This window comes from Mycolicibacter senuensis, from assembly GCF_003284925.1.
Lineage (GTDB): Bacteria > Actinomycetota > Actinomycetes > Mycobacteriales > Mycobacteriaceae > Mycobacterium > Mycobacterium algericum_A.
Map to the genome: position 1 here is coordinate 1 of NZ_QMEX01000108.1, position 12,608 is coordinate 12,608.

At 68.1% G+C, this 12,608-nt stretch carries 8 protein-coding genes and 1 pseudogene; 2 read left to right on the plus strand and 7 right to left on the minus strand.

Annotation, left to right across the window (positions count from 1 at the left end; translation table 11 throughout):
- Nucleotides 1-3,433: cation-translocating P-type ATPase (locus DQP56_RS18545; RefSeq protein ID WP_133258966.1), on the plus strand; the 3,433-nt coding region annotated here is incomplete at its 5' end.
- Nucleotides 3,434-3,438: 5 nt separating this feature from the next.
- Here the strand turns inward: DQP56_RS18545 and DQP56_RS18550 are convergent.
- Genes DQP56_RS18550 through prpD form a run of 5 tightly spaced genes read right to left on the minus strand, consistent with a single transcriptional unit; the run spans nucleotide 3,439 to nucleotide 9,955 of the window.
- Nucleotides 3,439-5,172 (minus strand): DUF3556 domain-containing protein, encoded by a 1,734-nt coding sequence (locus DQP56_RS18550; protein ID WP_112687889.1) that lies wholly within the window; start codon nucleotides 5,170-5,172, stop codon nucleotides 3,439-3,441.
- Between the two features lie 49 nt (nucleotides 5,173-5,221).
- Nucleotides 5,222-6,382: an acyl-CoA dehydrogenase family protein gene (locus tag DQP56_RS18555; protein ID WP_112687891.1), complete on the minus strand. Its 1,161-nt coding sequence runs from the start codon at nucleotides 6,380-6,382 to the stop codon at nucleotides 5,222-5,224.
- 27 nt (nucleotides 6,383-6,409) lie between these two features.
- Complete coding sequence (locus DQP56_RS18560) at nucleotides 6,410-7,528, minus strand: bifunctional 2-methylcitrate synthase/citrate synthase (protein ID WP_112687893.1); 1,119 nt, start codon at nucleotides 7,526-7,528, stop codon at nucleotides 6,410-6,412.
- Nucleotides 7,529-7,541: 13 nt separating this feature from the next.
- On the minus strand, nucleotides 7,542-8,453 hold the full coding sequence (prpB, locus tag DQP56_RS18565) for a methylisocitrate lyase (protein WP_112687895.1): 912 nt from the start codon (nucleotides 8,451-8,453) through the stop codon (nucleotides 7,542-7,544).
- Nucleotides 8,450-9,955 carry a 2-methylcitrate dehydratase PrpD gene (prpD, locus tag DQP56_RS18570; protein ID WP_205868914.1) on the minus strand — a complete coding sequence of 502 codons (1,506 nt, stop codon included), beginning with the start codon at nucleotides 9,953-9,955 and terminating at the stop codon, nucleotides 8,450-8,452. The genes prpB and prpD overlap by 4 nt, the downstream gene beginning before the upstream one ends.
- A gap of 119 nt (nucleotides 9,956-10,074) precedes the next feature.
- Here prpD and DQP56_RS18575 point away from each other — a divergent pair, with 119 nt between their 5' ends.
- A complete protein-coding gene (locus DQP56_RS18575) occupies nucleotides 10,075-11,523 on the plus strand; it encodes a short-chain fatty acyl-CoA regulator family protein (RefSeq protein WP_112687899.1) in 1,449 nt (482 codons plus the stop codon).
- On the opposite strand, the gene DQP56_RS18580 is transcribed toward DQP56_RS18575, so the two are convergent.
- Together DQP56_RS18580 and DQP56_RS18585 are read right to left on the minus strand one after the other, a co-directional pair.
- A complete protein-coding gene (locus DQP56_RS18580) occupies nucleotides 11,484-12,005 on the minus strand; it encodes a DoxX family protein (protein WP_112687901.1) in 522 nt (173 codons plus the stop codon). The genes DQP56_RS18575 and DQP56_RS18580 overlap by 40 nt on opposite strands.
- 10 nt (nucleotides 12,006-12,015) lie before the next feature.
- A pseudogene (locus DQP56_RS18585) lies at nucleotides 12,016-12,608 on the minus strand (DUF1298 domain-containing protein); the annotation flags it as partial.

The following is a 12,608-nucleotide window of genomic DNA, read 5'->3' on the forward strand; positions in this document are numbered from 1 at the left end:
CGCCCGGGCAGTCGGAAACCGTGCCGCGGTGGTCGGCGCCGTCAGCCGCGACCCGAATCTGGCCGGCACCGCCGCGTTGGTGGCCGTGCCGAAGGCCGCCCGCTCCACCCTGGAATCGTTCGCGGCGACGTTGAGCCGCGGCCTGGCCGACAAGAACGAGGCGCTGCAGCTGCGCCCGGACGGGTTGCGCCGACTGGACCGGGTCGATGTGGTGATCCTCGACCCGCGGGTGCTGCGCAGCGACGACTTGCGCCTGGTACGGCTTCGCGGCGCCGGCGAGAAGGACCTGGCCGTGTGGGAGCGCGCCCAGGCGATGCTGACAAACGACGCGCTGCGGGCCGGATGGCACGCGGTGCCCGACGGGCGCCGCCGCAACGGGCGGGCCCGCACCGAAGCGTTTTTCGCGCCGGCGCATCATCCGCTGGCGGCCGCGACACTCGCGGAGACCCAGCGGGCCGAGGTGCAGGTGGTGTCCGTCGATGACCCCGACGGATTGGGGGAATTGCGACCGGCGTTCGACGAAATCGCTCCGCTGACCGGAAGTTCGATCGACGACGCACTGCTCGACAGACTGGTCCGCTACCAGGAGGACGGCCACACCGTCGCGGTGATCTCCTCGACTGCCACCCGGGCGCTGTCGTCCGCCGATCTCGGGGTGGCCATCTTGGCCGAGGGCGACGGCCGGCCACAGCCACTGGGCGCGGACCTGATCGTCGACGATCTGGCTGGCGTGTGGCGGGTACTGCATGCGCTGCCCGCGGCCAAGGCGGCCAGTCGCCGGGGTGTCCAGCTGTCCATCGGAGCGTCGGCGATGGGCGCGCTGCTGCTGATACCGACCGTTCGGGGCCGCGGTCCCGGGCCGGTCGTGCTGGGCGCGGCGTCGGGGGTGTTCTCGGGATACCAGATGGCGCGCAAGGTGGTCAACGCACCCTTGCCACGGCCGGTTCCCGTCGATGAGTTCCACGCCATGTCGGTCGAACAGGTTCGGGCCGTGTTGGCGTCGGTTCCCGCATCCGCGTCGCCCACTGCCGAACCCAGCCAACGTCACACGCTGTGGCAGTTTGTCGACGCGGTGCGTGACGAGTTGTCCGACCCGCTGACCCCGGTACTGGGATTGGGCGCCACGGCCACTGCGATATTGGGCTCGCCGCTGGATGCCCTGCTGGTCGGCTCGGTGCTGGCCAGCAACGCCGTGCTGGCCGCTGGACAGCGGCTCAGTGCCGAGCTGCGGCTCAATCGGCTACTCGCCGACCAGATCCCGCCGGCATGGAAGATCACGATCCGGCCCGACGGCACTCGCGAACGGGTTCAGCTGCTCCCCGATCAGTTACAGCGCGGCGATCTGATCGAGGTGGGGCCCGACGACGTGGTGCCCGCCGATGCCCGCGTGGTCGAACACGAGAAGCTGGAAGTCGACGAAGCGTCGCTGACCGGTGAGTCGCTGCCGGTGACCAAGCAGACCGACGCCACCCCGGGCGCGGAAGTGGCCGAACGGCGCTGCATGCTCTTCGCCGGCACCACCGTCGCGGCCGGGCGGGGCCTCGCGCTGGTGACCGCGGTGGGTCCTGACACCGAGGTGCGCCGGGCAGCCGACATGGTCGCCAGCCGCCATGGCGACATCGGGCTGGGCCATCAGCTCGGCCAGATCACCGACCGGATATGGCCGCTGAGCCTGATGACCGGCGGGTTGGTCAGCCTGCTCGGGGTGCTACGCGCCACCAGGCTGCAAGACGCGGTGGCCCAAGGTGTCTCGGTCGCCGTCGCAGCCGTCCCCGAAGGCATGCCGGTGGTGGCGACGCTGGCCCAGCATGCCTCGGCACAACGGCTGACCAAATCCGGTGTGCTGGTGCGGGTGCCGCGTTCCGTGGAGGCACTCGGCCGGGTCGACGTGATCTGTTTCGACAAGACCGGCACGCTCAGTGAGAACCGGTTGCAGGTCACCGAGGTGCGCGCCGCCGCCGGCCATGCCCCCGACGAGGTGCTGCGCTGCGCGATACAGGCGACACCGTCGGGCAGGGAAAGCCATGTCGACGCCACCGACGCCGCGATCATTGCAGCGGCCGAGCCGGTGATCGCCGACTGCCCGCCGGCTGCCGCCGATGTGCACCTGCCGTTCCGTTCCGGACGCCCGTTCGCGGCGTCGGTGACCGGGACCGAACTGAGCATCAAGGGTGCCCCCGAGGTGGTGCTCGCCGCCTGTGGCGACGTTGCGCCCGAGGTCTACGACCTGGTGGAGCAGTTGGCGCACGACGGCCTGCGGGTGCTCGCCGTGGCCCGGCGCGAGCTCAGCGCCGAGCAGGCACAGTCACTTTCGGCCTCCGCCGACCCCGAGGATCAACTGACCGCCATGGCCCGGCAGTGCGCCCACGGACTGGCGCTGGTCGGCTTCGTCGGTATCGCCGATACCCCGCGCGCCGGGTCGGCCGGCCTGCTGGCCGAGCTGCACCGCCGCGAGGTGCCGGTTCGGATGATCACCGGCGATCACCCGACCACCGGGCGCGCGATCGCCCGCAAGATGGGTCTGCCGGTGACCGAGGAGCAGGTCATCACCGGCACCGAATGGGAGAGCCTGTCGGGCAAGGAGCAGGAGCGCGCCGTCGCCGAGCGGGTGGTGTTCGCCCGGATGTCACCGGCGAACAAGGTGCAGGTGGTGCAGGCACTGGAACGCAGCGGCAAGGTGTCGGCGATGGTCGGCGACGGCGCCAACGACGCCGCCGCCATCCGCGCGGCCACCGTCGGCATCGGGATCGTCGCCCAGGGCAGCGACGCCGCCCACACCGCCGCGGACGTGGTGCTGCTCGACGGGCGTATCGAGACCCTGTTGGACGCCCTCAACGAGGGCAGCCAGCTGTGGCAGCGGGTGCAGGCCGCGGTGGCGGTGCTGCTGGGCGGCAACGCCAGCGGCGCGGTGTTCGCCATCATCGGCAGCGCCCTGACCGGTCAGGCGCCGCTGAACACCCGGCAGCTGCTGCTGGTGAACATCGTGACCGACGCGTTCCCCGCGACCGCGCTGGCGATGAGCCAACCCCGACGGCCGATGCCCTTCAGCGGGCGCGGACCCGACGAAAAGGCGCTGCTGCGCGCGGTGGCACTGCGTGGTACCACCACCGCCGGCGCCACACTCGCGGCGTGGTTCATGGCGCGATTCACCGGCTTCCCGCGCCGCGCCGCCACGGTGGCCCTGGTCGCGCTGGTGACCACCCAGTTGAGCCAGACCCTGCTGGAGTCACGCTCCCCGCTGGTGGCGGTCACCGCGGCCGGCTCGTTCGCGGCGATGGCGCTGCTGATCAGCACCCCGGGTGTCAGCCAATTCATGGGTTGCACGCCGCTCGGCCCGATCGGCTGGGCGCAGGCACTGAGCTCGACTGCGGTCGCCACAACCGCGGCGGCCATCGCGCCCCGCTTCCTGTCGCGTACCCCGGAGGCGGCCTGAGCCGGTCAGCGAGATCCGTTCTCGTCGACATAAACCGGCAGATCGTCGTCCCAGGGCTGACGGGCCACCATGTCGGCCACCTTGACATGGCCGCGCTCGAACACCCCGGTGGCGGCGTCCACCAGCCGGTAGGTCTGGGTCTGCCGGTGGATCGGCTGCGCGTCGAGGATCACCACGCGCACCTCCCCCGGTTCGAAGCCGCAGCGCTGCTGCAGCGCCTCGATCAGCTGCTCGTTGGTCATGTGGCCGTCGCCGAAGTTCCAGCCGACCGCTGTCGAGCAGATCCGCTCCCCGTCGGTGAGGGCGTAGTCGCTCTCATCCTGGCCGGCCATTGCCCGGTGCGCCAGGGTGAACAACGCCCGGCCGTGGGTGTTGAAGCCGCGGAACGCATATCCCATGTAGATGGGGATCTGGGCGGCCTCGGGGCTGCCGTAGAAGCGCTCCAGCTGGGCGGCGGGCATGCTGGCGATGGCCACGATCCCGCGGGCGATCTTCTCGTCGGCCGACGGCTTCAAACACCACAACGTGGTGTCCCAATTGCCGGCGTAGTACCGCATCCCGGGCAGGAATGACACCTTGCGCGGGAACAGGTTTCCCAGTACCACGGTGCCGGCACTGATCGCGAACAGCAGCGCCACCGCCCAGGCGTTGTTGACATCGCGCAACCCGAGATCGGCGTGCGCGACGAACAGCGACAGCACGCCGAAGATCATGAACACATTCCACTCCAGCGGCACCCCCATCGGGATCGCCGCCAGGATGCCCAGGTGGAAGCAGACCATGACGGAGGCCGCGATCGCGGTCGGCCATCCGCCGTGGGAGAAGAACAGCACCAGCGGAACGAGCATCTCGATCGCCGTGCTCACGTGCGCCAGCGCCTTCGACGGACCGCCGGGACGCAGGTCGTCGGGGAAGTTCTTGAAGAACCGGCGCTTGAGCGCCTTCGGCCGGATCAGCGGGTTGTTGCTCATCATCGTCGAGATCACGAACGGGAAGTGCCGGTTGAGTTTCGACGTCGCCGCGCCCAGCCAGATCACCATGAAGATGGCCTTGGCCGCGACGATCATGTCGACCCCGGTGAACAGGAACGCTGCAGCCAGCGGCGCGTAGACCTCACCGCGGGCGGCCAGGAAGATCACCTTGTCCCGCAGGCCGGTCAGCGCCAGGATCCCCAGGATCGTCAGGATCTGCCAGTGCGGCAGCACCCCGATTTCGGTGTCCAGCGCGGCGATGGGACCCGTCCCGTCGGACACCAAGGCGACCAGCAGCATCACCAGCAAGGCCGCGTACAACGCGGCGTCCAGCGGGGTGCGGCTGGTTCCGGCGGTCAGCGGAATGCGCCGCGGCCAGGGCGGCAGCCGGATGGTGCCCGGCCGCAACCAATACAGGATCGATCCCATCGGCGGGAAGAAGCGGTTGTTGAGCGGGCCGAAGCCGCAGCCCAGGCCGATCACCTCGAACAACATTGTGTAGAGCACGACCTTCTCGAAGACGATCGGTTCGCTCCACCATTCCCGCACTTGCGTGAAGCCATCGATACCGGCGGTGCTCAACGCGAACAGCCACGCACCCAGGATGTAGAGACCGATCTTGAGCACGTAGAACAGGTGCAGCGCCACCGGCGTGCCGAAACCCACCTCGGCCCAGTGCCGGGCCATCGGCCGGATCTTCTCGCTGCGCGTGCCCTTGCTCCATTCGGCGAAGTCGACAACGGGCAGTTCAGGTTTGAGAAATCCCATGACTCTCAGACTAGAACGTGTTCTAGGTCTGTGCGGCGAAACCGGGAGCTCACAGCGATCGGCTGATGATCTCCTTCATGATCTCGCTGGTACCGCCGTAGATCCGGTTCACCCGCGAGCCGGTGTACATGTTGGCGATCGGGTATTCGGCCATGTAACCGTAGCCGCCGAAGATCTGCAGGCACTTGTCGACGACCTGGTCGGATTTCTCCGCGGCGAACAGTTTGGCCATCGAGGCGGTCATCGGGTCGTTCTTGCCGTCGACGTATTGGCTGATCGCGTAGTCGACCAGGGTCTTGATCGCGAGCGTCTCCGTCTTGCATTCGGCCAGCACGAATTTCGTGTGCTGAAAATTGCCGATGGGCCGGCCGAACGCCTCGCGTTCCTTGGAGTACCGGATGGCCTCCAGCACGGCGGCCTCGGCCAGCGCCGCGCACAGCGTCCCGATGATCAGCCGCTCGCGGGCCAGCTGCTCCATCAGCTGGTAGAAGCCCAGCCCCTCCTTCTCCCCGAGCAGGTTGGCGACCGGCACCCGCATGTCGGTGAAGAACAGCTCCCGGGTGTCCTGGCCGTGCTGGCCGATCTTGGCCAGCACCCGGCCACGTTCGAAACCGGCCAGCCCGTCGGTCTCGGCGACGATCAGCGACACCCCGGCGGCCCCCTGGGACGGGTCGGTCTTGGCCACGATCACCACCAGGTCGCAGTGGGTTCCGTTGGAGATGAACGTCTTCGAGCCGTTGATGACGTAGTAGTCGCCGTCGCGCACCGCAGTGGTGCGCACCGCTTGCAGATCCGATCCGGTACCCGGTTCGGTCATCGCGATCGCCAGCACCGCCTCGCCGCTGATGACCTTGGGCAGCCAGCGTTTGCGTTGCTCGTCGTTGCCATAGGCATACAGGTAGTGCGCCACGATCGGCGAGTGCACCGAGAAGCCGAAGCACTGGTCGTGGGCGTAGACGAGTTCTTCCTGCACCACGCAGTGCAAGGCGTAGTCGCCGCCGGCGCCGCCGAACTCCTCGGGCAGATCCAGTCCCAGCAGCCCGGCGTCACCGGCCTTGTTCCAGAATTCGCGGTCCACCCCGTGCTGGGCGACCCAACGCTCCTGGTGCGGGGTGGCCTCCTTGCGCAGGAACGCCGCGGCGTGCTTGCGCAGTTCGCGGTGCTGGTCGGTCTCCCAGAGCGGGCGGTAATCGGGGAACAGTTGCGACATGTCCCGAATGCTAGCCCCGGCTCTGCGTCAGACCGCCTTGAGAACGCGCTGGGGGCTTCCCGAGTAGGCACTCAGCGGGCGGATCAACGCGTTGGACGCGGTCTGCTCGATGATGTGCGCGGTCCACCCGGTGATGCGGCTCATCACGAACAGCGGGGTGAACATCGGGATGTCGAAGCCCATCAGGTAGTAGGCCGGCCCGGTCGGGAAGTCCAGGTTGGGCTTGAGCCCGGTGGCGGCGAACATCTCGGCCTCCAGCACCTGGTAGATGTCCACCCAGCGCTGGCCGCCGCGGACCGCCGCGACACGTTCCAACGCGGCCTTCATGGTCGGTACCCGGGAGTCACCGTGCTTGTAGACGCGGTGACCGAATCCCATCACCTTGTCATTGCGGGACAGCTTGCCGTGCAGCCATTCTGCGGCCCGCTCCGGCTCGCCGATCTCGATCATGTCGTGCATGACCGCCTCGTTGGCGCCGCCGTGCAGCGAGCCCTTGAGCGCGCCAATGGCCGCGGTCACCGCGCTGTAGATGTCGGACTGGGTGGAGGTGACCACCCGCGCGGCGAAGGTGGACGCGTTGAAGCTGTGCTCGGCGTACAGCGTCATGGACTGCTCGAATGCTGACACGATCACCGGCTCGGGCACCTCACCGAAGCACATCCGCAGGAAGTTCTCGGCGTAGCCGAGGCGACTGTGCGGCGCTATCGGCGCCAGACCGCGCCGGCGGCGCAGGTCCGCGGCGACGATCGTCGGCAGCACCGCGAACATCCGCAGCGCCTTGACGAAGTTCGCTGACTCCGCCGGGTCATCCTCGGCGGGGTCCTCGGCACCCAGGTAGCTGATCGCGGTGCGCACCACATCCATCGGATGGCAGTTGTCGGGGAGCTTTTCCACCAGCGACAACAGCGACCGGTCCACCCGCCGGGCGGCCCGCTCCCGCTGGCAGAACAACGCCAGCTCGGCGTCGGTCGGCAGCTCACCGTGCCACAACAGATAGGCGACCTGCTCGAAGCTCACACGCGCGGCCAGGTCCTGCACCGGGTAGCCGCGGTAGGTCAGCGAGTTGGTCTCCGGCACCACCTTGGAGATGGCGGTGGTGTCGACGACCACCCCGGCGAGTCCTTTGTGAATCTCGGCAGTGGTCACCGGTGGCCTCCCTCTAACGTGAAGTTGAAGATGTCTTGAAAATCTCCGAGTCGAACTGGTTGTACTCGGCGTAGCGCAGCAGCTCGTAGAGCCGACTGCGGTGCTGCATCTGGTCCAGTAGCCCGGATTGCGTTCCGGCCGTGTCGATCTCCCGCAGGCCCACTTCGACGGCGAACATCGCCAGCCGCAGCGTGGTCACCGGGTAGATGACGGCGTTGTAGCCGAGGTCGGTCAGTTGGGCAGCGGTCAGCAGCTCCGATTTGCCGAACTCGGTCATGTTGGCCAGCAGCGGGACATCGACTGCGGCGCGGAACCGTTCGAAATCGGCCTGCCCGCTCAGGGCTTCGGTGAAGATCAGGTCCGCGCCGGCGTCGGCGTAGGCCTTCGCCCGGTCGATCGCAGCGCTCAGGCCTTCGATCCCGGCGGCATCGGTGCGCGCGCAGATGATGAAGTTCGGGTCCCGGCGGGCAGCGATTGCGGCACGCAACCGCTTGACCATGTCGGCGGTCGGCACCACGGCTTTGCCGTCGAGGTGCCCGCACCGCTTGGGGTTGACCTGGTCCTCGAGATGGCACCCGGCCAATCCGGAGTCTTCGAGCACCGTGACGGTGCGCGCGGCGTTCATCGGCTCGCCGAAGCCGGTGTCGGCGTCGATCAGCGTGGGCAGGTCGGTGGCGGCGGCGATCTGCGCGCCGCGCCCGGCCACCTCGGTCAACGTGGTCAGACCGATGTCCGGCAGTCCTAGGTCGGCGGAGAGCACCGCACCGGAGACGTAGACGCCGTCGAACCCGATCTCGGCGACCAGCTTGGCGACCAGAGGTGAGAAGGCGCCCGGGATCCGTTGCAGCTGACCCGATTGCAGACCGAACCGGAATGCCGCGCGCTTTTCCGAGGCGGTCACGGCTGCGCCGAGCAGCCCACTCACCGGAAGATCCCGTCGGGAGTCGCCGGCGCCTGATCCAACAGCGCCGGCTCGACCACGATGTTCAGTGCATGCAGCTCAGCACCGGACAGTTCCGCAATGCCTTCTGCGGCGGCGAGGAACCGCTCCTGTTCGCCGACGGTCACCACGCCCTCGGCGAGCTCGGTGAACTTGCCGATGTACTGCTTGCGCTCGAACGGCCGGGCACCCAGCGGGTGCGCGTCGGCGATCGCGAGCTCATCGGCGATGACTTCGCCGCTGCGCAGCGTGATCTCGGCGCGCGCCCCGAAGGCCTTCTCATTCGGGTCGGTCGAGTGGTAGCGCCGAGTCCACTCCGGGTCCTCGACGGTGGAGATCTTGCGCCACAACGCAATGGTGTCGGGCCGGTGGGCGCGTTCCGGCGCATAGGAACGTTCGTGGTGCCAGCTGCCATCCTGCAGCGCCACGGCGAAGATGTACATCACCGAGTGGTCCAGGGTCTCCCGCGAGGCGTCCGGGTCGAACTTCTGCGGATCACCCGAGCCGGTGCCGATCACGTAGTGGGTGTGGTGGCTGGTGTGCAACGTGATGGTGGCTACCTGGCTCAGGTCGCCGATTCGCTCCCGCAGCCGCTTGGCCAGGTCGATCAGCGCCTGGCTCTGGTACTCGGCGGAGTACTCCTTGGTGTAGGTGTCCAGGATGGCGCGCTTGGCCTCGCCGGGGCCGGGCAGCGGAACCTGGTAGGTGTGATCAGATCCGGACAGCAGCCAGGCGATCACGCCGTCCTCGCCCTCCCAGATCGGAGCCGGTGCGCCTTCACCGCGCATCGCCCGGTCGACGGCCTCGATGCCGACTTTGCCGGCCCAGGCGGGCGCGTAGGCCTTCCAGCTGGAGATCAGCCCCTTGCGGGACTGGCGGGTGGCCGTGGTCAGGTGCAGCGCCTGACCGATCGCCTGGTAGATCACCTCAGGGTCCAGCTTCAGCATGGTGCCGATTCCGGCGGCCACCGAGGGGCCCAGGTGGGCGACGTGGTCGATTTTGTGCTCGTGCAGACAGATCCCCTTGACCAGGTCGACCTGGATCTCATAGGCGGTGGCCAGGCCGCGGATCAGGTCGGCCCCGGACACCCCGAGTTGTTGGGCGACGGCCACCAGCGGCGGGATGTTGTCGCCGGGGTGCGAGTAGTCGGCCGCCAGGAAGGTGTCGTGGAAGTCCAGTTCCCGCACTGCGGTGCCGTTGGCCCAGGCGGCCCACTCGGCCGAGTAGCTGCCTTCGACGCCGAACACGGCAGCGCCCGGGGCCGACGGGTGGGCCTGGGCTTGCCGGCGGGCAACCGTCACCGGCCGGCGCAGCACCGCGGCCGCACTGACGGCAGCGTTGTCGATGATCCGGTTGATCACCATCGCCGCGGTGTCGTCGGGCACGGCCACCGGGTCCGCGGCCACCTGCGCGATCTTGGCGGCGAGATGCTCGGAGCGGGGAAAGTCTTCGGCGCTGCGGCGGGATTTGACGTCGTGTAGCTGCATAATCCACAGCCTACGCACGCTTTCTATCTGCCGAAACATACCGTGAATGTGTATTAATGCATCCTTACCCCACCCCTTTTGCAAACCTTGCGAATACCCGGCGGGCTAAGCTGCGGCACATGGCACCCTCGACCACCCGGACGTTCGCCGGGGCTCGGCTGCGACGCCTGCGCCAGGAGCGCGGCTTGACCCAGGTTGCGCTGGCGCGTGCGCTGAACCTGTCGACCAGCTACGTCAACCAGCTGGAGAACGACCAGCGGCCGATCACCGTTCCGGTGCTGCTGGCGCTCACCGACCGGTTCAGCCTGCCCGCCCAGTATTTCTCCGGCGACTCCGATGCCCGGCTGGTCGCCGACCTGCGTGACATGTTCACCGCCACCGCCGGCGAACACGCCGCCAGTGACAGCCAGATCGAGGAACTGGTCGCTCGGATGCCGGATATCGGCAACAGCCTGCTGACCATGCACCGCCAACTACGCGGCGCCACCGAGGAATTGGAGTCCTACCGGTCACAGATCTCCGGCGACTCGGCGCAATCGGTGGTCCGGCCCATGCCGTTCGAGGAGGTCCGCGACTTCTTCTACGACCGCAACAACTACATCGGTGAGCTCGACAACGCCGCCGAACGACTGTTCGTCGAGACCGGAATGCGCTTCGGCGGCTTGGACATTCAGCTGTCGACGCTGATGTCCGAACGATTCGACATCACCGTGGCGATCGTTGACGACCTGCCCGCGGGAACCAAGCGGGTCTTCGACCCGGCGACCCGGGTGCTGCGCATCGCGCATTGGCTGCTGGCCGGTCAGCGGGCCTTCCAGATCGCCACCCAACTGGCACTGCTCACCCAACAGGAGCTGATGTCGGACATCGTGGCCCAAGACCAGTCGCTGAGCCCGGAGTCCCGCGGGGTGGCCAAGATCGGGTTGGCCAACTACTTCGCCGGCGCGTTCCTGTTGCCGTATCGGCAGTTTCAGCGTTCCGCCACCGACCTGCGCTATGACATCGACCTGCTGGGCCGCCGCTTCGAGGTCGGTTTCGAGACGGTGTGCCATCGGCTGTCGACCCTGCAACAGCCCGGCCGGCGAGGGGTGCCGTTCATCTTCGTGCGTACCGACAAGGCGGGAAACATCTCGAAACGTCAGTCCGCGACCGCGTTTCACTTCAGCCGGGTCGGTGGCAGCTGTCCGCTGTGGGTGGTGCACGACGCGTTCAGCCAGCCCGGCCGGATCGTCACCCAGGTGGCGCAGATGCCCGACGGCCGCAAGTACTTCTGGATCGCCACCACCACGCCGCCCGAGGGGCGCGGCTATCTTGGGCAGCACAAGACTTTCGCCGTCGGTTTGGGGTGCGATCTGGCGCACGCCGACAAGCTGGTGTACTCCACCGGTGTCGCCCTCAATGACGACGCCACCGTGGTGCCCATCGGAGCGGGTTGCAAGATCTGCGAGCGCGAGGCCTGCCCGCAGCGCGCGTTCCCGTTTCTGGGCCGACAGGTCGTCGTCGACGAGAACGCCGGCAGCGGGCTGCCCTACTCGCCGGTCTCCTCGGACTTGGCCGGCTGGCGGTAGAAGAGCGCCAGCTGACCGATGGCGCCCGCCAGCCCGAGACCGACCGAGATCCACAGGCCGGGCCAGCCGTTTTGCCAACAGCGGCAGAAGATCTGGTGATCCAGGCTGAGATAGCCCGGCCCGATCATCGCCACCGTGACGGCGCCGGTGGCCAGCACCAGGTTGTACTCCCAGCCGTTGGTCAGCACGAAGAAGCCGTTCGACCGGTGCACGGTCCACACCGCGACTGCCATCAGCGCGACGAACCCCGCCGCGGCGATCGGGGTGAACAACCCGGCGGCCAGTCCCAGTCCGGCGGCGATTTCGGCCGTAGCGGCCGTCAGCGCCTGGAACCTGCCGTACTTCATCCCGATGCTCTCGAACCATCTCGCGGTGCCCGCGATGCGTCCCCCGCCGAAGAACTTGTTGAAACCGTGCGCCGCCATGGTCAGACCCAGAACCAGGCGCAGGATCAGCAATGCGACGTCAGTAGCAGTAGCCATGCGCCCCAACCTACAACGCCGCATCCAGCAGACGTAGATAGACATCGATATCGCTGACCGCCGACTCGGCCGCGTGCACGCTGATCGCCACGGTTTCCCCGATGCCGTGCACGCCGTGGGTAAGACCGATGGCCGGGGACAGCGCCGGAAACCCCGCCGTCAGCACCACCGGTGACATGCCGAAACGCAAGTCGGCGGCACCGCGGTGCACGCTGGACACCACGGTGTTGCCGGCCACCCGCACCGGCCGGATCTGCGCGTCGAACTGCTCCACGCCCCAGCGCAGCAGCGCCGCCGGCGTCTTGGCGAACGCCTTGTCGGCCGCGACCGAAGCCCGATGGCGGGCACGCAACCGGCCACCGGCCACGTCGCTGAGGATTCGCTCGGCGCGGACCCGCCGATCGTACTGCGGGTACAGTCCGACCGGAATGTTCGCGAAGTGGTTATTTGCTTGACGAACACCGGCCTTGGCCATCGGCACCTCGGCGCCCAGCGCATCGCACGGCTCGTCGAGATACTCCGCCAGTGCCGCCGACACCGCCGACAGCACCGCCACGGTGACGGTGGGCCCGCCCAGTTCGGAGCGGCGGCGCACCAGGGTGC